Below are 18,544 nucleotides of genomic sequence, written 5' to 3'. Positions count from 1 at the left end.
CTGTTTACCAGCCCTTGAGCTGATCCCAGCGCCAGTTGCGGTACTGGTAGATCAGTGTACCCAGCAATCCATAGGCCGCCGCCATGGCGAAAAGGATAAGAATCCGGTCAGCCACGGCGGAAAGTGGCAGGTTCATCTGGTTCATCTCCACCACCGCGCGGATCGCCCAGGTGGACGGTATCGCGTCGGCCAGCAGTTGCACCCACTGCGGCATGGCCTGGGGTGGCCAGGTGAAACCGGCCATGTAGAACAGCGGCAGGGTGATGAAGGTCATGGTCAGGTAGACCGCTTCCTCCGACGGTAGCAGCTCGGCGATGAATTCGCTCATGGCGATCACCGCCAGCAGGAAGGGCAGCACCAGCCCCATCAGCATGAAGAACGAGGCCGTCTGCCGGTAGCCCATGATCCACGGCCAGATCACGTAGAACAGCATCGCCAGCACCGTCCAGATCAGCAGTTGCGCGGCGTAACGGCCGAAGCGCGTGGAGGTTGGCTGGCGCAGAGAGCGCGGGGTGCCGCCACGCAGGTTGAGGTTCACCCGTGTGCAGGACAGCAAAAGACTGTGCTGCAGGATCAGTGTCACCAGCCCCGGCAGGACGATGGCGGCGAAGCTGGTGCCGGGGTTGAACAGGTCGGTGAGCTGCCCCACGGCCGGTTGCAGCAGCACGTTCGCCTGCACCTCGGAGAAGCCGCCGCGCATCAGTCGCTCGCGGTTGTAGCGCAGAGACAGCTCGCTGTAGGTGGCACCGATGTCCTGCTGGATCTGCCCGTTGGCCATGCGGTTGGTGGCGTCGCCGAAGATCGGCACGGTCACCGGCTCGCCACGCAGCACGCGCTTCTCGAAGTCCAGCGGGATCACCACGATGGCGAACAGCTTGCGCCAGGCCAGGTCATGCTGCGCCTCGGGCAACTGGTCGTAGCCGAGTGTGGCGATCTTCGGCGTCGCATCCAGTTGGCGTATCAGCTCGCGGGATACCGAACTGTGGTCCATGTCGATCACGGCCACCGGCAGGTCGTCCATGGTGCGGTGGGCGTAGGGCAAGGTGGTGAGCGCCACGGACAGCACCATCAGCAGCCACAGCGGCTTGCCGAGCATGTTGCCCAGGGATTCACGGAAGACCGTCCAGAAATTCTCCACGGCAGCTCCTTACGCCGGGCTCAGGTCGAGGCGCCGGCGCAGGCGCATCTTGGCGATCATGTAGGCAATCAGCGGGTAGAGCAGCAGCTTGCAGCAGGTGTAGAGCCCGGACTCGGCCGGCGCCTTGCGCAGGAACTGGTCGAACAGGCCGTGCAGCGTATGGGTCAGCGGCTCGGCTTCGGCGATGATCCGGGCGATCTGCGGCATCGCCAGTTCCGGCAGCAGCACGCCGGAATAGGTCTGCGCTACGCCGATCAGCAGGCCGATCAGCGAATAGGCGCTGAAGCGGTCGGCGGTAAAGATGAACAGCATCAGCCCGACGCTCTGCGCCGCCGCCACGTAGCACACGGTGATCGCCAGCATCCACCAGGTGTTGCCGTTGATGCGCGCACCATTGAGCTCCACCAGCAGGAACAGCTCGACCATCAGCAGGGTGCTGAACAGCAGCGTGTAAGGCGCCAGCTTGCCGAGAAGACGCACACCCAGGGCCTGGGCGCGCAGGATGTGCGGTGAGGAGGCGCGTAGCTCCGGCGCCTCGCGGGCGAGTACATGCACGGTGGCAACGATGACGAACAATTGCAGCAGATGGACGATGGCGGCGAACTGCTGGAAGTAGATGTAGTTGCCGCTGGCGTTGAACAGGCTCTCATAGGCCACGCTGATGCTCGCCAGCGCTGGCACGGCGCGGTCCATGCCAGTGGCCAGGCGCGGGCGCAGCTCGGCGTTGACCGAACTCATCAGGCCGCTGAAATCCTGGGTCGAGTAGAAGCCGGCGGAATAGAACAGCGAGTTGTAGTACAGCTCGGCGACGGGTTGGCGGCCGGACAACGCGTCCGCCTCGAAGTCCCGCGGGATGTAGAGCAGCGCGTAGTCATCGGCCATGCGCAGGCGGCGCAGGCCTTCCTGCAAGCCATCACCGAGCACTTCGACCTTGGCGTGAGAGCCGGCGTCCAGTTCACGGACGATGCGCCTCGACAGGCTGCTGTGGTCGGCATCGACCACCGCCACCGGCATGTCCAGCAGCGTTCCCGCCCGGTACACACCGCTGATCACCACGAACAGCAGCAGCGGCCAGAGCCAGCCGAGCCAGTGGATGGTCCAGCTGCGCAGCGCGACCCGCGTTTCGCTGCCGAAGGCCTGGGCGAAACGCAGCAGGTTGCGTCTTACTGCTGCCACTGCCACAGCGCGCTCATGCCGGGACGCAGGCCCTGCACCGGCTGGTCCGGATACAGGCGCACCTCGAAGGTCTTCAGGTCAAAGTCGCCGGTAGCACGGGTGGCGCGTTTGGTGGCGAAATCGCCCAGCGGCGCGATGTAGCTGACCCTGGCCTTCACCTCCGCCCCCTTGAGGGCCGGCACCTGGATGGCCACTTCGTCCCCCTTCTTCACGTCGGCAAGAATGTCTTCACGCAGGTTGAACACGAAGTAACTGTCGGACAGCCGCACCAGCGTCAGTAGCGGGCTGTAGGCATTCACCAGTTCGCCCTGCTCCGCCGGGATCGGCCCGACTTCGCCATCCACCGGCGCCACCACGTTCAGCTCATCGGTCTGCGCCTGCAATTCGAGGATCTGCGCATCCGCCCGGCGTACTGCCGCTTCCAGCGCGCGGCGGCGTTCTTCGCGGTCGCCCTGGTTGCCCTGGTCGAGATTGGCCTGGGCCTCGGCGACGCGGTTGCGCGCCACATCGCGGCCGCGCCGCGAAAGGTCCAGCTGCGCCTGAGAAACGAAGCCGCGACCGGCCAGTTCCTCGTTGCGCTGGTACTCCAGGTCCGCGTTGCGCAGCTCCGCCTGGGCCTGAGACAGGCTGGCCTGCAGGGCACGCAGGGTTTCCTCGCGGGTGCCATGGAGAGATTCGTCGAGGTTGGCCTGCACCTGGTTGCGCGCGGCGCGCAGGGAGTCGAGCTGGGCCTGCAGCTCGGGGCTGCTGAGGGAGATCAGCACCTGGCCCTGCTTCACGTCGTCGCCGCGGCGCACATGCAGCACTTCGACCCGGCCCTTGGCCTTGGAGGCGACGATGACGTTGGTGGCATCCACCTCACCCTGCAGCAACAGCGGCTGGGTGTGCAGGCGCAGGTACAGGGTGACGGCGATGATCACCAGAATCAGCAGGGGGGCGAACAGCTTCCATCCCTTCATGGGGTCGTCTTCTCAGGCGGCGGATGCACCGATGGTAGTGCATCCGCCAGCCAAGCGGCGGCCCTGGATCGAAGCTGTGGAGCGGTCAGCGTTCGTCGTCGCTGATCAGATCACGCTCGCCGCCGCGCTGTGGCGAACTCGGCGAGGGGAAGCGCGAAGAGGCATAACGCACCACCAGGATCGCCAGAGCCAGCAGCAACAGCGCCACCGAGACCAGGATGATGCCGTCGTCGGGCACATGGTTGTGCTGGATATCGGCGATCATCAGGCGGGTCAGCGCGGTCATCGCCACGTAGATCAGGAAGCGCACCGGCATGTGGTTGGTCTTGAAGTAGATACCGACCATGGCGCCCAGTTCGAGGTAGATGAACAACAGCAGGATGTCGTCGATGCTCGCGTGGCCCTTGCCGACCATCTCGCCGAAGGCCACTGCCGCCGACCAGAACACCGTGCCGCCGATGGCGAACAGCGCCAGGTAATGGAAACCCTCCACCAGCAGGTTGCCCAGGGATTCGGCACAGTTGTGCATCCGCTCGCTCAGGCGCTCGGCCCAGTTCTGTTTCATTCGTCGGTTCTCCGCAATACAAGGCTTGGTTGGCGTGAAGCCTGCAAGTGCTACGCCATTGATCTTGGGCAGTCATGACACAAACGGGCTGCGCGAATATGACTGCGAACTTTTTCGGCAGGCCCCGAGTCCATTCAGGGCACGCCACAAAACAGGCAGGAACGAGTGATGGAAAGTCCCTTTCAGAAGCTGACCGACGCCTTCCAGGAACAGTACCGCGTCAACTTCAGCCTTGAACGGCCCGACGGCAGCATCGTCCTTACCCTCTCCACCGAGGCAGGCGTGGCCGCGCGCCGGCTGATCCGCAGCGCCCAGCTGCAGGACCCGGAACAGCTGCAACGCTTCATCCAGAGCATCCGCTTCGGTATCGCCATCGAGCAAGGCGGCACGGCGCCGCAGCTACTGGCTGCCATGACGCGCGGCGAAAACGGCCTGCCGATCGCGTCCTGACACTTCAATCCGCAAGAGTTTCTTCCTACCGAGCCATCTGACTGACGATTCCTTGCGCCAGTCACGCGGCCTCGCGCGCGCGCCAACAGGGCGCGCGCACCGCTTTGGGCCGACACCGATAATGGCCCGAGACAGGCACGCCCTTCCCTCGCGTCTACGCTGCTGGCAAGGATTCGCACAGCAGCAGTAGCATTGCGCAATCACTTTACTGTATAAATACACAGTGATTTCGAACTCCCCAATCAAAGAGAAGGCTCAGAGGTGATGAATGGCCGTCGAAGTGGTGTACCGCAGCAGCCGCGATCCGGAGCGCCTGTTCATGGATAAGGCAGAAGCCGACCGGCACGACAAGATGCTGGAGCTGGCGGAGTCGCTGGCTGACGTGCTGCAGAAGGCGGTGCCTTCGCTCAAGGAGGATCAACTCGAGGAGATCGGCATCTTCATGGCCAAGAACCGCGACGCCTTCGCCCGCGCCTTCAAGAACCAGCCCGATGCGCTGAACGAGATCTTCAGCGAGGCGGCGGCTGAGGAATAAGCCATCACGCGCGGGGCTGCATTGCAGGAGCAACGGTGTGCTTCTGGATAGTCCGAGCGATTGCATCCCCTCACCCCAACCCTCTCCCTCAGGAGCGGGGCGCGCAGTCAGGGTTGGGGGGAGTGCAGACTCTGGCGCGAAACTTCAGGTAGGAACGCACTTTGCCTACGATTGGCCATGTGCCGGGCGGTTCGCGAGCAAGAACCAGGCGTCCCCTTCGCTCCTGCAGCACCGCCTCTCAGTGCCCCGAATATTCCCCATAGAGAATCCTTTCCGCCAGCTTGTCAGCAACCCGCGCCGGAGACAGGTGATCGGCCTGGGCGTGGGCGTAAACCTCGGTCAGGCGCTCGGCGATGCGCGACAGGTGCGCGGTGATGGTCGGCAGCGACTCCCCCTGATGCTGCAAGGCGACGTAGACCAGTCCGCCGGAATTGATCACATAGTCCGGCGCATAGAGGATGCCCCGCCCTTCCAGTTCGTCCGCAACCTCCGGATGGGCCAGCTGGTTATTGGCCGCTCCCGCCACGGCGGCGCAGCGCAGGTGGCCGACTACCTGTGACGTCAACACACCGCCCAACCCGCAGGGCGCGAGGATGTCGCATGGCGTGGTGAGCAGCGCCTCGTTGGGCACCGGTCGGGCGCCCAATTGCTCGACAGCCAGTTGCACCTTGCCCGCATCGATATCGCTGACCAGCAACTCCGCACCCGCTGCCGACAGATGCTCGGCCAGTGCATAGCCTACGTTGCCCAACCCCTGGATCGCCACGCGCAGGCCATCGAGATCGTCGCTGCCCAGGCGCGCCTGGGCGCTGGCGCGGATACCGGCAAAAACGCCCAGCGCGGTATGCGGCGAAGGATCGCCGCCGCTGGTGGTGCTGGTGACATGCCGGGTGAATTGGGCGATGCAGTCCATGTCGGCACTGGAGGTGCCGCTATCCACCGCCGTGATGTAGGCCCCGCCGAGGGAATCGATCACACGACCAAAGGCTTCGAAGAGCTCGCCGCGATTGCTGACATGTGCCGGGCGCAGGATCACCGCCTTGCCGCCGCCCTGGCGCAGGCCGGCCAGCGCGGCCTTGTAGCTCATGCCCTGGGCCAGCCGCGCGGCATCGCGCAGCGCGGCGTCGTGGCTGGGGTACGGCAGGTAGCGGCAACCACCCAACGCCGGCCCCAGCCGCGAATTGTGGATGGCGATGATGGCCTTGAGTCCCGTGGCCGGGTCCTGAGCGAGATGCAGCGACTCGAGCCGGGTGGCTTCCATCATGTCGAACATGGCGGCGCTCCCTTGCTATGGGGGGACGGCTGTCCGAAAGCGGACCCTTTCAGTATAGGCAGTGCCTGTCACCTCACCTTCACGGGCGACGACCGAGCCACTGGACGAGAGACCGACGCTCCGGGTAAAACCGCAGGGTCAGCCGGAGAACACCATGGACCCGCGTCAAGCCTGCCTTGCCTGTCTTGCCCAGGACCCTCCCGCCCTGTTCGAGGCGGCCCTGTGGATCGCCGCCGAGCACGAACCGCAGCTGCCGCCGGAACAGGCGCAGCGGTTGTTCGACTCACTCGCGCACCAGGTCGCGGTGGCGTTGCCGCTGGGCATCGGCGATGCCGAACGTGCGCAGTTCCTGCTGCGCCGGTTGAGCGAGCTGGGCTTCGCCGAGGACGACGAGTACCCGCTGCACCCGCGCGCGGCCTTGCTTTCGCAGGTATTGCAACGTCGCCATGGCCAACCGCTGTCGCTGGCACTGATCGCCCTGGAGATGGCGCGGCGCAATGACATTACCCTGGTCGGCGTGAACTTCCCCGGACGCTTCCTGCTGCGCGTGCCCGGCGCCGACCATCTGCTCGACCCCGCCACCGGCCGTCGCCTGTATACCCGCGACTGCCGTGACCTGCTGGCGCGCCAAATGGGCACGAACATCGAGCTGTCGGCCGAACACCTGCGCACAGCCAGCGCCGCCGAGATGCTCCAGCGCCTGTCGCGCAACCTGCGCCAATTGCACCTGACCACCGGGGAGCCGCTGGCCGCCCTGAAGGATGCCCAGCGCGTACTGGAATTAGGCCCGCCCAGCGCCAGCGACCACCTCGCTCGCGCCGACCTCTATCACACGCTGGATTGCCCGCAGGCGGAGCGCTACGACCTGGAACGGGCCATGCTGCTCAGCGATGACGCCGCCGAACAGATGCGCCTGGCCCAGCGGCTGAGCGAGATCAGCGTGCCGCCCAAGGCGCTGCACTAAGGCTGCAGTCGAGCCTCAGACCTTCAGCAGGCCCAGTTCCTTCGCCCGCGCCACGGCCTGGGTGCGCCGTTCCACGCCGAGCTTGCCGTTGATCCGGCGGGCGTGGGTTTTCACCGTGTGCAGGGAGATGTACAGCCGCTCACCGATTTCCAGGTTCGAGCAGCCCCGGGCTATCAGCTCCAGCACCGAGAGTTCGCGCAGGCTCAGCAGGTTGTGCGGGGCCATCTCGCCGGCGCTGGGGCGCAGGCCGAACAGGCCGGGCTGCCGACGCTGGGTATCGCGCAGGGTGGAAAGCAGGCCGAATCGCTGGGCCAGGGCGACGCCTTCGTCCAGCGCGCTGCGTGCTTCGTCCAGGCTGCCGGCGATGAAATGCGCTTCCGCCAGCGCCAGCCAGACATCGCAGGCCAGGGTGTTGCGGCCCTGGCGCAGCAAGTCCGGGAGCATCGCCAGCAGACGCCGCAGAGCGGCGTCGACATCGCCGTCGTAGAGTTCGGCCAGCGCCAGGTGGTGCTCGACCCGCAGAATCTGGTCCGGCGCCGCTGCCGGCGGGCTGAGGTGGTCGGCGCGGTAGCGCGAGGCGACCCGCTGCAGGACTTCCCGCGCCGGCCCCGCCCGGTTCTGCCGCAGGTTCAACGCGCCGCTGGCCAGCAGCAGCGGGCCGCGATAGATAGGTTCCGGAACATGCTGCAGCTGCATCAATCGCTCGACTTCCAGCAGGCGACTGAAAGCGCCGTCGGTGTCGCCATCCAGCGCGTCCAGCCAGGCCATGCCGGTGAAGCCGTAGATCGAGCTGGGATCGTGGCTGCGGCGGGTTTCGTTGAGGCCGGCGATGAACAGCTCGCGGGCTTCCTCATCACGCCCCTGGCGCAGGCACAGCCAGCCACGGCGCAGGGCGACGCGTCCGGCCATGGCGTTGCAGGTGATGCTCATCTCGTCGAGGTATTCCTGCACCCGTGCCAGCAACGCATCGGCGCGTTGCAGTTCGCCGCGCTGTTCCAGCCACTGCGCGCGGTCCAGTTCCAGCAGCGCTTCGAAGGTGGTGCTGCCTTGCAGCCGAGCGCGCCGCAGCGCTTCACGGTTGATCAGCCGGGCCTCGGCCAGGCGCCCTTCGGCCTGGGCCTGCTGGGTCAGGGCGGAGAGGCAAATCAGGGTCTGTGACCAGGCCTCCTCCGGCAGGTGCTGTAAGGCTTCGCGCAACTGCTCGCGTGAGCCGGGCAGCCCGCGCGCATGGATAAGCATGCCGTTGAGCCCCTGCCACTGGGCGACCAGCGCGCGCTGGCGGTGTTCGCCAGGCATCGGCAGGAAGCGGTCGAAGCCGGTCAGCAAGGCCTCCACGTCGTCCAGGCGGCCGACAAAGAGCAGGGTCCAGGCGTTGAGGATGAGCAGGCGCGGAGTGCTGCACAGCAGCTCCTCAGGCAGAGATTCGCGCAGTTGCAGCACACGTTCGACGTTGCGGCCGTGCAGCAGCTGCTCCTCGGTCAGACGCTGCAGCAGGCTGGCGGAAACATCCGGCTGCTCGGCATACAGGGAGTGCTCGAAGGCCGAATGGATTTCCCCGCACTGGGTGAACCACTGGCAGGCGCGCCGGTGCAGGGTCGCCGCCGGCCAGCGCGACAGGCTGGCCAACGCCCGGGCAATCATGGGCGCCACCTGGAACCAGTGCAGGGTATTGTCCACCGGTTCGATCAGCGCGCCCCAGGCCTGCAGGCCGTCCAGCCCGAGGCCGGGCTCGTCGAACAGGTAGTCGCACAGTTCGCGGTTGAAGCGGGCGATCTGCGCCAGGCCGCAAAGGGTTTCCGCCAGCTCCGCCGGCAGGCTCGCGAGGACTTCGCGTTGCAGGTAGTCCTGCAGCAGGCCGTTGCCGGTCTCGGCCATCTGCGTGGCGCAGGGCGCAAGGGAGTCGTTGCCCAGGCTGAGCAGGCGCAGGCGGACGCCGGCAAACCAGCCCTGAGTGGCATCCTGCAATGCCTGGCGCTGGGCCTGGGGCCATTCCAGGCCGGCGGTCTGCAAGTAGGCGTCCAGCTCGCACTGGGTCAGCGCCAGCGTACTGGCGCCCAGCTCGAGCAATTCACCTTCGAGCAGCAGGCGGGTGAGGTTGCAGGCCGGGCGACGGCGGCTGGCCAGCCACCAGCCGATCTGCGGCGAGGCCACGGCGAGCAGGCGGTCGAAACAGTCATCCAGAGCGGGATCGGGCGCGCGTGGATAGTCGTCGAGCATCAGCCAGACCGGCTCGCTGGCGTTTTCCAGCCAGGCCGCCAGGGCCGTCTCACCGGACCAGGGCACACCGAGCGCCTCGCCCAGGCGTTCGCAGAACTGCTCGGGCGCAAGCGCCCGGCCACCCAGGCCCAGCCAGACCACCCGAGTACCCATCGGTGCGAGGCGTGCACACTCGCTCATCAGCACCGTCTTGCCACAACCAGGCGGCGCCACCAGCAGACGCAGGCGGCATTCGGTGGCGCTCAGGCTGGCATGCAGCCGTTCGCGAGGCAGGTGTTGGCGGGGCAGGCGAGGCAGCGCCGCACCGTGCTCTGTAAGACTGGGCAGGGCGATTGTCGACATGGGCTTCTTCCGGCCATTTGCAGGCCAGACTATGCCGCTGGGCGGAGCGGGCAAAGGACCATCAACCAGATTCATGGTGCGGTATAGCGCAGGTCGCCTCCAGGCCCGGAGTAGAGGCTGCGCACCGTGCCGACGGCGAAAAAAAGAAACCCGGCATCCACATGGGATGCCGGGGCCAAGGAGCGGGGTATTACTTAGCGGACGCCGGTGTTGCGCAGCGCTGCCGGGGTGAAGTCGGCCATGCTGGCCTTCTGGCCGAACTGGTAGCCGCGCTTCTCTTCGTTGTTCAGGCCGAAGGTCACGTAGCGGCCGGCGAGGATGTCATACAGCGATTCGGCGGCGTAGCCGGTGGCGAGCTCGGTGTAGAAGGTCATCTCGTGGCCTTCGCCGACGCGCCACAGCTGGCCGCGACCGTCATACAGCTCGGACACGGCGATCTGCCAGCTGTCCTCGTCGAGATAGAAGTGGCGCTGGCCATAGATATTGCGCTCGCCGGACTTCAGGGTGCCCACCACTTCCCACACGCGGTGCAGTTCGTAACGGGTCAGGTCCTGGTTGATGTGGCCCGGCTTGACGATGTCGTCGTACTTGAGGGTCGGCGAGTTCAGGCGGTAGCTGTTGTACGGGATGTACATCTCGCGCTTGCCCGCCAGTTTCCAGTCGTAACGGTCCGGTGCTCCGGAGAACATGTCGTAGTTGTCCGAGGTGCGCAGGCCGTCCGAGGCGGTGCCCGGACCGTCGTACGCCACCTGCGGAGCACGGCGCACGCGGCGCTGGCCGGCGTTGTAGATCCACGCCAGGCGCGGCTCCTTCACCTGGTCCAGGGTCTCGTGCACCAGCAGGACGTTACCGGCCAGGCGCGCCGGGGCCGTTACCTGCTGCTTGAAGTAGGTGAGGATGTTGCCGGTCTTGCCGACATCCTGGTCCCCCATGTTCTGCGGCACCGCGATCGATTCCTCGAAGCGGATCGGCGTGTAGCTGCCGTTGGTCTGCGGCACGACCTGCACCACCGAGCGGGAGATGTTGCCGCCGTGGTAACGGGTCAGGTGGTTCCACAGCGCCTGCACACCGTTCTGGGGCAGCGGGAAGGCGTAGTAGCGGCTCTTCTCGAAGTTCTCCAGGCCGTTGCCGTCGTTGATCGGCTGGACGAACTCGGCGCTGCGCTTGATGGCGGCGTAGATGTCGTCGGGCAGCGCGAAGGTGCGGTGGGTCTTGTACACCGGGATCTTGTAGGTATCCGGGTAACGCTTGAACATCGCCAACTGGCCGGCGGAGAGCTTGTCCTTGTACTGGTCGGCATTCTGCGCGGTGATGGTGAACAGCGGTTTCTCGTCAGCGAACGGGTCGGAGAGGAAGCCCTTGGCGTCCAGCTTGCCGGCGGTGCGGGAGATGCCGCCGGTCCAGGCCGGGATGCTGCCGTCGGCGTTGCCTTCCTTCTGCGAGCCCATGGGCGTCAGGCTGCTGCCCAGCTTGGCCACTTCGTCGGCGGACACCGCCGCCATCACGCCGCAGGACAGCAGGCTCAGGGCCAGCGCGCCGCATTGGAGGATTCTTGTCGTTCTCATGTCGATTCCTTGAGCAGGCAGGTCAGAAGTTCACGCCGAAGCTGAGTGCAACGAAGTCACGGTCGACGATGGTGTTGTAATCGCCGCCAAAGAAGTTCGTGTAGTTCAGGCTCGCGGTGTAGGTGTTCTGGTAGTCCGCATCGATGCCGACGCTGGCGGCCTTGCTGCCTTCGTTGAAGACCGGGCCGTAGCCGTGCACGTCCTGGGACCAGGCCAGGTTCGGCTTGAGGTTCACCCCGGCGAAGACGTTGTTGTAGTCCCAGATGGCGCGGGCGCGGTAACCCCAGGAGGACGAGGTGTAGAAGCCGCCACTGCCGTATTCGTTGCGGGCCGTGGCGTTCTCCGGCACCCCGTAGACCGAGTCGCGGCCATAGCGCTCGCCGACTTCGTCGGTCATGCCGCCGACGTAGGTCATGCCGATTTCGCCCACCAGGGTCAGGCGGTCTGCGCCCATGGTCTGGTCGAAGAAGTGGGTGAAGGTGGTCTGTGCCTGGGTCACTTCCTTGCGCACGTAGCCGTGGCTGATCTGGTTGGCCTGGGCCAGCGCACCGGCTGCGCCGCCGCTGGTGAATCCGCCAACCACGGTGGTGGCCAGCAGCGGAGTCATGTCGGTGGTGTTGAGCTGCAGCGGCATGTTCGGCCGGTAGCTGATCTCGCCGTTCCATGCGGTGCCGGTGGGCAGGGTGGTGGCGAAGCTCAGGCCGTACAGGCGGATGTCTTCCGGGTACTCCAGGAAGTAACTGCCACGCCCCAGCAGCAGCGGTTGGGCAAGCGCCGCACCACCGGGAACAGTGAGTGCACGCAGGACGTTGCCGATGTCGGCGGTACCGGCGTTCTTCATGCTCACGATGGGTGTGCGGCTGTGGTAGTTCATGGCGTACAGCCCGTACTCCACATCCGAACCCAGCCAGCGCAGGGCCAGGCCCCACTGGCCGGAGTCGCGGGCATCGCGGTCGGCGGCACGCGGCACCATCAGGCCCTCGGGGGTAACGGTCACGCCCAGGGAGTTGAGCAGCGCCTTGGTCGCCGGCGCATTCAGCGAATTGACCGTGGCCGGATCGAGGATGTTGTAGTTGGTATTGCAGCCGTCGGCGGCGACGTCGGTGGTGGAGAAGAAGGTGCCGCAGTTGTCCAGCACCGTCTGGTCCCATTCGAGCTGGTAGAAGCCTTCCACGGACAGCGCGTCGGTGACGCTCTGCGACAGGTAGAGCATGTTTACCGGGATCAGGCCTTCCTTGATTTCCGAACCGGGACGGCGGAAGGCGGAGACGTCGATGGGGTTGACGGTATTGATGCTGTTGCCGATGAAGGTGCTTTCACCCCAGCTCACCACCTGCTTGCCCAGGCGCACGGTGCCTGGCATGTCGGCGACGGAATAGTTGTAGTAGCCGAAAGCGTCCAGCAGCTGCGCCCCGGAAGACTTGGCGCCTTCCTTGCGGCCGCTGTCGGACAGCTCCTTGAAGGCCACGCTCTCGTCCTTCAGGCGGAAGTCATACCAGTACTTGCCACGGGTGAAGACGCCGAAGTCCCCGTACTTCAGCTCCAGGTCGTGGATGCCCTTGAAGATCTTCGAGAAGGTGTGGCCCTTGCGGAAGTTCTGCCGGCCATCGTCGTTGGTCTGGGTCATGCCGTGGCCACCGTTGGCGGCCCCGATCAGATCCTCTTTCGGACTCTGGGTACTCCAGCTGGCCCCCACGGACAGGCTGGAATCGAACTGTCCTTCGATCTCCCCGATGTTGAAATTGATTGCCTGTGCCTGGGTGGCGCATCCCAGGGCGACAGCAGCGGCGAGAAGTTGCGGTTGGAAGAATCCGCGCCTTGTTTTTGTTGTCATGCGGCTCTCCTGACGGTGTCTAGGTGGCACCACCCTACTGAGCGACCTGACGGGGAGTAAGCGCTCCAAGGTGGTATTTGGCGTGTCGCCCGAAAGAGTGAATCCCCCCTCTGGCACGGGCCATTGCGCGCGACATTGGCGTAGGCGATGACGGATCATCGAAATGGTGGATGGTGCACAGTGCCTGTAAGTGCTTTGCCACTACCCGAGAGGCTCGCTCTGGGGCATTCTTAGCCCCCTATGCAAGCCATCGACCAACACCCCACCGACAGCCACCTCACCGAGCAGACCCGCGAGGTGGTGCTGCGCTACCACCAGTGCTGGAAGCACCGCGACCTCGAAGCGGTGCTCGCGCTGTATCACCCGCAGGTGCAGTACAACGACTTCTTCCAGAACCGCACCCTGGGCTACACCGACCTGCGCGACTACGTGCAGAGCACCATGCCCAGCCGCCCGGAAGAGTTCCTCGACCACATCGACCGCATCCGCGTGGACGGCGACACCGCGTTCATCCAGTACCGCATCGCGGTGACCCTGAGCGGCCGGCTGGCGACCTTCCACTCCAGCGAAGCCATCACCGTGCGCGACGGCCTGATCTGGCGCATCAACGAATACGCCTCGGTGGTGCGCGAAGGCGGCGAAAGCCGCCCACAGGCCACGGACCCGCGCCCGGCCACCAGCCGCCTGGGCCTTTCGCCACGCCAGCTCAGCCAGTTGGCCAGCGACCTGGAGGACTACTTCAGCAGGAGCCAGCCGTACCTGGCAGCGGACCTGGACCTGACCCAGGTAGCCACCGCCACCGGCTACACGCGCAACCAGATTTCCTACCTGCTCAACCAGGTGATGGGGCTGAGCTTCTACCAGTACGTCAACCAGACGCGCCTGAGCCACCTGCTCAGCCAGCTGCATCCGCCGCTGCCTTCGCGCATCGATGAGCTGGCCTTCTCCGCCGGCTTCAACTCGCTCTCGGCCTTCTACCGCTGCTTCCGCCAGCAGACCGGCCAGTCCCCCCGCGAGTACCTGAAGCGCCTGCGCGAGGAGCAGGAAGAGGCCTGACCCGCCCTTGCCGGCGGGTACGCGAGCAATCCTCGCGTACCCGCGCGCACGACAGAAACCCGCGCCAAATCTAGGCTTGCCGACATTCCCCCTTCTTCCTTTTGGAGTCGTCTATGTCGGCATGGCGTCATATCAGTCTGTGGATGAACCAGCTGGACGATGATCTCGTCCCGCGGCCGTCCCTGCAGGGCACCCTGGACGTCGATGTGGCCATCGCCGGCGCCGGTTACACCGGCCTGTGGACCGCCTATTACCTGAAGCTGCGCGCACCGCAGCTGAAGATCGCCATCGTCGAGGCCGAGACTGCCGGCTTCGGCGCCTCGGGCCGCAATGGCGGCTGGCTGATGGGCAATATGCTCGGCGAAGACCGCCTGCTCGCCGGCCTGTCGCCCGAGCAACGCCGCGCCTCCTATGACCTGCTGCACGACATCCCCGACGAAGTGGCCCGCGTGCTCGACCGCGAAGGCATCGATTGCGACTACCGCAAGGCCGGCGTGCTCTACACCGCCGCGCGCTACCCGGAGCAGGAAACCCGCCTGCGCGAGTACCTCGCCCACCTGCACGCCGAAGGCCTGACCGAAGACGACTACCGCTGGCTGAGCAAGAGCGAGCTGGCCGAACAACTGCGCATTCCCAGCGCGCTGGGCGCCATCCACACCCCACACTGCGCCACCATCGACCCGGCCAAGCTGGTGCGTGGCCTGGCCCGCGCCGTGGAGCGCCAGGGCACGCCGATTTTCGAAAAGAGCCGCGTCACCCACTGGGCGCCCGGCCTGCTGTGCACCGACCAGGGCGAGCTGAAGGCTAACTGGGTGGTGCCGGCCATCGAAGGCTACGCCGCCGACCTGCCGCCGCTGGGCAACTACCAGTTACCGGTACAGAGCCTGCTGGTGGCCACCGAGCCGCTGCCGGAGTCGGTGTGGGCGGAAATCGGCCTGGACAAGGGCCAGGCCTTCAGCGAATTCAGCCGCCAGGTCACCTACGGCCAGCGCACCCCGGACAACCGCCTGGCCTTCGGCGCCCGTGGCGGCTATCGCTTCGGCGGCAAGCTGCGCAACGATTTCAGCCTGACCGAAGATGAAGTCGGCCTGCGCCGCTACCTGTTCGGCGAACTGTTCCCGCAATTGAAAGACGTGCGCATCACCCACACCTGGGGCGGCAACCTCGGCATGTCGCGGCGTTTCCACCCGCACATGCTGATCGACCGTCGCAATGGCATCGCCCTCGCTGGCGGCTACGGCGGCGAAGGCGTCGGCGCCACCAACCTGGGCGGCCGCACCCTGGCCGACCTGATTCTCGGCCAGGACACGCCGCTCACCCGCCAGCCCTGGGTCATCAACGACCGCAGCGTGCAGGACGGCCTGCGCGGCTGGGAACCCGAGCCCTGCCGCTGGCTCGGCTACAACGCCATCATCCGCAGCTTCGTGCACGAGGACGATGTGCTGGCCAACCCCCATAGCGCGCCCTGGCGTCGCCGGCTGGCCGAGAAAGTCGCCGCCAGCATGGAAAACCTGATGACCTGGAAGGTCGGCTAAGCCGCCGACCGGCTTGCGAACAGCCAGCTCCCGAACAGTCAGCCCCGAATAGAAAGCCCACTGGAGTCCCCGTATGAAACTGACCCACCTGAAGAACACCCTGCACGCTGAACTCGGTGAAGCCAACCCGGTGGCCGTGCCCCTGGGCGAGCCGATCTCCGAGACCCGCGTGGAATCCATCGAGCGCACCGACCGCGTGGAAACCGGCATCTGGGAATGCACCCCGGGCCGCTGGCGCCGCCAGATCGTCGAGCAGGAGTTCTGCCACTTCATCTCCGGCCGCGGCACCTTCACCCCGGACGGCGGCGAGACGATCGCCTTCCAGGCCGGCGACGCCTTCCTGCTGCCGCAGAACAGCCTGGGCATCTGGGACATCCAGGAAACCGTGCGCAAGACCTACGTGATCATCGAGCGCGATTGATCTGTCTGTAGGTGTGATGGGTTAGCCCGGTGCTCGGGCTTTTCCCTCTCCCTGGCCCTGGCTGCGCGCCCCGCTCCGAAGGGAGAGGGAGAGCAGTCCGTACAGGTGGATCGGCGGTGTCTAACCTGTAGGAGCGAGCTTGCTCGCGAACCGGATTCACCGGCGACATCGATGCTGGGCGGGTTCGCGAGCAAGCTCGCTCCTACACACCGAATCAGAACTCCCCGTGCCGCCCGTCCCCACCGGCAAAGCGCTTCGCCCCCTCCACCGTCTCGCCGCTTTCGATCACCGTCATCCCGCCCTGGAATTCGTTGGCCAGCGCCACGTCGAACGACAGGTTCCACTGCGCGAACACACTGTCACGGTCGGCCAGCATGCAACGCTGCGGGAACTCGGCGATCTCCCGCGCCAGCTCCTCGGCTGACTCCAGCGCCTGCCCACTGGGCACCACGCGGTTGGCCAGGCCCATGGCGAAAGCTTCCTGTGCCCCCACCGGGCGGCCGGTGAGGATCAGGTCCAGCGCCCGGCCCTGGCCGACGATGCGCGGCAAACGCACGGTGCCACCATCGATCAGCGGCACGCCGAAGCGTCGGCAGAACACCCCGCACACTGCGTCCTCGGCCATCACCCGCAGATCCGCCAGCAGCGCCAACTCCAGGCCGCCAGCCACGGCATAGCCCTCGATGGCGGCGATCAGTGGTTTGGACAGCTGCATGCGGCTCGGCCCCATGGGCGCGTCGCCTTCCATTTCCAGGCGATTGCGGCGCTCGCCATCTTCGGCCACCGCCGCCAGATCAGCGCCCGCGCAGAAGGTCCCGCCAGCACCGGTGAGCACCGCGACGCGGGCCTCCTCGTCCTGCTCGAAGTCACGCAGGGCGTCGGCCAGCGCCTGGGCGGTGGGCAGGTCCACGGCGTTACGCACCGCAGGGCGGGCGATGACCAGGGTGGTCACCGGGCCGTTCTTCTGGATTATCACGCTCATGGCGAACTCCTCAGACACCGAAGCAGAAAAGCAAAGGGCCGGCTTCAAGCCGGCCCTTTCACCTTACTGCGTTCGCCGCCGTGGAACAGCCCCGCTGGCCGTTCCGCCGGTCAGGCTGGCCGGATCAACCGGCGTATTTCTGCAGGTTAGCCATCATCTCGCGCAGCGCTTCGACGTTGTCCTTGGGGTGCGCAGCGTTCTCGAAGTCGCAGATCTGCGCGAAATTGGCCGCCACATCCTCGACGTCGAAGCCCTTGTGCGGGTCGAAGCCCACGCCCAGGCTGCGCTCCCAGCGCACCTTGCCGATCCAGCCGCCGCCCACTTCGAACAGGCCGGAGGTTTCCTGGCAGGCTTCGCTACCCAGGTACACCACCAGCGGGCTGACCAGCTCGGGCTTGAGCGCCTCGAACACCTGTGGCGGGATCAGGCCTTCGGTCATGCGGGTGCCGCCGGTGGGGGCGATGGCGTTGACGAAGATGTTGTTCTTGCGGCCCTCGATGGCCAGGTTGCGGGTCAGGCCGTAGAGGCCCAGCTTGGCCATGCCGTAGTTGCTCTGGCCGAAGTTGCCGTAGATGCCGGAGGTGGACGAGGTGAAGATCACCCGGCCGTAGCCCTGCTCGCGCATGAACGGCCAGGCGGCGCGGGTCACCTTGTAGGCGCCTTCGACGTGGACCTTGTAGACCAGGTCCCAGTCGGAGTCTTCCATCTTGTGGAAGGTCTTGTCGCGCAGGATGCCGGCGTTGTTCACCACCACGTCGATGCGGCCGAATTCTTCCACGGCCTGGCGGACGATTTTCTCGCCGTCGGTGACCGAGTCGTGGTTGGCGATGGCAGTGCCGCCGGCTTCGCGGATCTCCGCGACCACACGGTCGGCAGCCGAGGCGTTGGCGCCTTCGCCATGGGTGCTGCCGCCCAGGTCGTTCACCACCACCTTGGCGCCGTGCTTGGCAAACAGCAGGGCGTGGGCGCGGCCGATACCGCCACCGGCTCCGGTAACGATCACGACTTTTCCGTCGAAACGCAGGGCATCACTCATGATTGGGGCTCCAGGCAGGATGGTTTTTCCCGGAGTGTCCGGCAGTCACGATCCGGTCACAACCAAGACGACCGTGGCTGAATGGTGCCCGATAAGGCCGGGGGATGATCCGTCAGCGCATCGGCAGGTTCAGCTCCGAGCGCGGGCCGAGCTTGAACAGCCACCAGTCGTACTCGCTCCAGAACAGCAGCAGGCCCAGAGCCGGCAGCAGTGCCAGCGCGCCCAGGGCGGCGGGCACCCAGTCGTGGGTCAGCCAGGCGTAATAGCCACCCGCGGCGCAGATGCCGACCAGCACCAGCAGCAGCGGCACCGCCACGAAGATGAAATCCCGGCGCAGGTGCAGCAGGCCCCGGTACAGCAGCGAACCTTGCGGCTGGCGAACGGGGATGATGGATCTGAGTGGCATGGCAGCGGCCTCCGGCTGGACAAAGCCGGGGAAGCTACCGCTGCCGCTCAGGGACGATCTATCAGTCAGTTCCGAATCTACAGAAGGATC

General features: G+C 66.0%; 17 protein-coding genes. 6 read left to right on the top strand and 11 right to left on the bottom strand.

The window, feature by feature from the left end:
- Positions 1–4: 4 nt before the first annotated feature.
- The 4 genes from CTR55_RS21510 to CTR55_RS21495 form a co-directional block, all read right to left on the bottom strand.
- A complete protein-coding gene (locus tag CTR55_RS21510) occupies positions 5–1,138 on the bottom strand; it encodes an ABC transporter permease (RefSeq protein WP_296289172.1) in 1,134 nt (377 codons plus the stop codon).
- Between the two features lie 9 nt (positions 1,139–1,147).
- The gene (locus CTR55_RS21505; protein WP_296289170.1) at positions 1,148–2,320 is read right to left on the bottom strand and encodes an ABC transporter permease; all 1,173 of its coding nucleotides are present in this window, start codon (positions 2,318–2,320) and stop codon (positions 1,148–1,150) included.
- Entirely contained in the window at positions 2,302–3,273 is a 972-nt protein-coding gene (locus tag CTR55_RS21500; RefSeq protein ID WP_296289168.1) for an efflux RND transporter periplasmic adaptor subunit, read from the bottom strand. The genes CTR55_RS21505 and CTR55_RS21500 overlap by 19 nt, the downstream gene beginning before the upstream one ends.
- 85 nt (positions 3,274–3,358) lie before the next feature.
- A complete protein-coding gene (locus tag CTR55_RS21495) occupies positions 3,359–3,838 on the bottom strand; it encodes a phosphate-starvation-inducible protein PsiE (RefSeq protein ID WP_296289166.1) in 480 nt (159 codons plus the stop codon).
- 168 nt (positions 3,839–4,006) lie between these two features.
- Between CTR55_RS21495 and CTR55_RS21490 the strand changes: the two genes are divergently transcribed.
- Complete coding sequence (locus CTR55_RS21490) at positions 4,007–4,288, top strand: DUF3509 domain-containing protein (protein WP_296289165.1); 282 nt, start codon at positions 4,007–4,009, stop codon at positions 4,286–4,288.
- Between the two features lie 268 nt (positions 4,289–4,556).
- A complete protein-coding gene (locus CTR55_RS21485) occupies positions 4,557–4,823 on the top strand; it encodes a YebG family protein (protein ID WP_296289163.1) in 267 nt (88 codons plus the stop codon).
- Between the two features lie 238 nt (positions 4,824–5,061).
- Here the strand turns inward: CTR55_RS21485 and CTR55_RS21480 are convergent, their stop codons facing one another.
- Positions 5,062–6,096, bottom strand: a complete 1,035-nt coding sequence (locus tag CTR55_RS21480) for a Glu/Leu/Phe/Val dehydrogenase dimerization domain-containing protein (RefSeq protein ID WP_296289162.1) — start codon at positions 6,094–6,096, stop codon at positions 5,062–5,064.
- 154 nt (positions 6,097–6,250) lie between these two features.
- Between CTR55_RS21480 and CTR55_RS21475 the strand changes: the two genes are divergently transcribed.
- A complete protein-coding gene (locus CTR55_RS21475) occupies positions 6,251–7,060 on the top strand; it encodes a transglutaminase family protein (RefSeq protein ID WP_296289160.1) in 810 nt (269 codons plus the stop codon).
- 15 nt (positions 7,061–7,075) lie between these two features.
- Here the strand turns inward: CTR55_RS21475 and CTR55_RS21470 are convergent, their stop codons facing one another.
- The 3 genes from CTR55_RS21470 to CTR55_RS21460 form a co-directional block, all read right to left on the bottom strand.
- Entirely contained in the window at positions 7,076–9,619 is a 2,544-nt protein-coding gene (locus CTR55_RS21470; protein WP_296289158.1) for a LuxR C-terminal-related transcriptional regulator, read from the bottom strand.
- Between the two features lie 194 nt (positions 9,620–9,813).
- Positions 9,814–11,184, bottom strand: coding sequence for a DUF1329 domain-containing protein (locus CTR55_RS21465; RefSeq protein WP_296289156.1), 1,371 nt, complete (start codon positions 11,182–11,184; stop codon positions 9,814–9,816).
- Positions 11,185–11,206: 22 nt separating this feature from the next.
- Positions 11,207–13,018, bottom strand: a complete 1,812-nt coding sequence (locus CTR55_RS21460) for a DUF1302 domain-containing protein (RefSeq protein ID WP_296289154.1) — start codon at positions 13,016–13,018, stop codon at positions 11,207–11,209.
- A 240-nt stretch (positions 13,019–13,258) separates the two neighbouring features.
- On the opposite strand from CTR55_RS21460, the gene CTR55_RS21455 reads away from it, so the two are divergent.
- From CTR55_RS21455 to CTR55_RS21445, 3 genes are all read left to right on the top strand, one after another.
- Entirely contained in the window at positions 13,259–14,074 is an 816-nt protein-coding gene (locus tag CTR55_RS21455) for a nuclear transport factor 2 family protein (RefSeq protein ID WP_296289152.1), read from the top strand.
- A gap of 113 nt (positions 14,075–14,187) precedes the next feature.
- Positions 14,188–15,609: an FAD-binding oxidoreductase gene (locus CTR55_RS21450; protein ID WP_296289149.1), complete on the top strand. Its 1,422-nt coding sequence runs from the start codon at positions 14,188–14,190 to the stop codon at positions 15,607–15,609.
- A gap of 73 nt (positions 15,610–15,682) precedes the next feature.
- On the top strand, positions 15,683–16,030 hold the full coding sequence (locus tag CTR55_RS21445; RefSeq protein ID WP_296289148.1) for a cupin domain-containing protein: 348 nt from the start codon (positions 15,683–15,685) through the stop codon (positions 16,028–16,030).
- Positions 16,031–16,244: 214 nt separating this feature from the next.
- Here CTR55_RS21445 and CTR55_RS21440 read toward each other — a convergent pair whose 3' ends face one another.
- The 3 genes from CTR55_RS21440 to CTR55_RS21430 form a co-directional block, all read right to left on the bottom strand.
- Positions 16,245–17,012 (bottom strand): crotonase/enoyl-CoA hydratase family protein, encoded by a 768-nt coding sequence (locus CTR55_RS21440; RefSeq protein WP_296289146.1) that lies wholly within the window; start codon positions 17,010–17,012, stop codon positions 16,245–16,247.
- A 124-nt stretch (positions 17,013–17,136) separates the two neighbouring features.
- A complete protein-coding gene (locus CTR55_RS21435) occupies positions 17,137–18,048 on the bottom strand; it encodes an SDR family oxidoreductase (RefSeq protein WP_296289144.1) in 912 nt (303 codons plus the stop codon).
- A 112-nt stretch (positions 18,049–18,160) separates the two neighbouring features.
- Positions 18,161–18,454: a hypothetical protein gene (locus tag CTR55_RS21430; RefSeq protein WP_296289142.1), complete on the bottom strand. Its 294-nt coding sequence runs from the start codon at positions 18,452–18,454 to the stop codon at positions 18,161–18,163.
- Positions 18,455–18,544 lie beyond the last annotated feature (90 nt).

Source organism: Pseudomonas sp., assembly GCF_002796985.1.
Taxonomy (GTDB): domain Bacteria; phylum Pseudomonadota; class Gammaproteobacteria; order Pseudomonadales; family Pseudomonadaceae; genus Pseudomonas.
The sequence above is the reverse complement of the archived record's forward strand: the minus strand, read 5'-3'. Positions and strand labels throughout refer to the sequence as shown.

Bases quoted from the DNA above. Each gene is read 5' to 3' on its own strand.
- CTR55_RS21500 (WP_296289168.1), bottom strand. From the start codon at position 3,273: ATGAAGGGATGGAAGCTGTTCGCCCCCCTGCTGATTCTGGTGATCATC.
- CTR55_RS21495 (WP_296289166.1), bottom strand. From the start codon at position 3,838: ATGAAACAGAACTGGGCCGAGCGCCTGAGCGAGCGGATGCACAACTGT.
- CTR55_RS21490 (WP_296289165.1), top strand. From the start codon at position 4,007: ATGGAAAGTCCCTTTCAGAAGCTGACCGACGCCTTCCAGGAACAGTAC.
- CTR55_RS21485 (WP_296289163.1), top strand. From the start codon at position 4,557: ATGGCCGTCGAAGTGGTGTACCGCAGCAGCCGCGATCCGGAGCGCCTG.
- CTR55_RS21480 (WP_296289162.1), bottom strand. From the start codon at position 6,096: ATGTTCGACATGATGGAAGCCACCCGGCTCGAGTCGCTGCATCTCGCT.
- CTR55_RS21475 (WP_296289160.1), top strand. From the start codon at position 6,251: ATGGACCCGCGTCAAGCCTGCCTTGCCTGTCTTGCCCAGGACCCTCCC.
- CTR55_RS21470 (WP_296289158.1), bottom strand. From the start codon at position 9,619: ATGTCGACAATCGCCCTGCCCAGTCTTACAGAGCACGGTGCGGCGCTG.
- CTR55_RS21465 (WP_296289156.1), bottom strand. From the start codon at position 11,184: ATGAGAACGACAAGAATCCTCCAATGCGGCGCGCTGGCCCTGAGCCTG.
- CTR55_RS21460 (WP_296289154.1), bottom strand. From the start codon at position 13,018: ATGACAACAAAAACAAGGCGCGGATTCTTCCAACCGCAACTTCTCGCC.
- CTR55_RS21455 (WP_296289152.1), top strand. From the start codon at position 13,259: ATGCAAGCCATCGACCAACACCCCACCGACAGCCACCTCACCGAGCAG.
- CTR55_RS21450 (WP_296289149.1), top strand. From the start codon at position 14,188: ATGTCGGCATGGCGTCATATCAGTCTGTGGATGAACCAGCTGGACGAT.
- CTR55_RS21445 (WP_296289148.1), top strand. From the start codon at position 15,683: ATGAAACTGACCCACCTGAAGAACACCCTGCACGCTGAACTCGGTGAA.
- CTR55_RS21440 (WP_296289146.1), bottom strand. From the start codon at position 17,012: ATGAGCGTGATAATCCAGAAGAACGGCCCGGTGACCACCCTGGTCATC.
- CTR55_RS21435 (WP_296289144.1), bottom strand. From the start codon at position 18,048: ATGAGTGATGCCCTGCGTTTCGACGGAAAAGTCGTGATCGTTACCGGA.
- CTR55_RS21430 (WP_296289142.1), bottom strand. From the start codon at position 18,454: ATGCCACTCAGATCCATCATCCCCGTTCGCCAGCCGCAAGGTTCGCTG.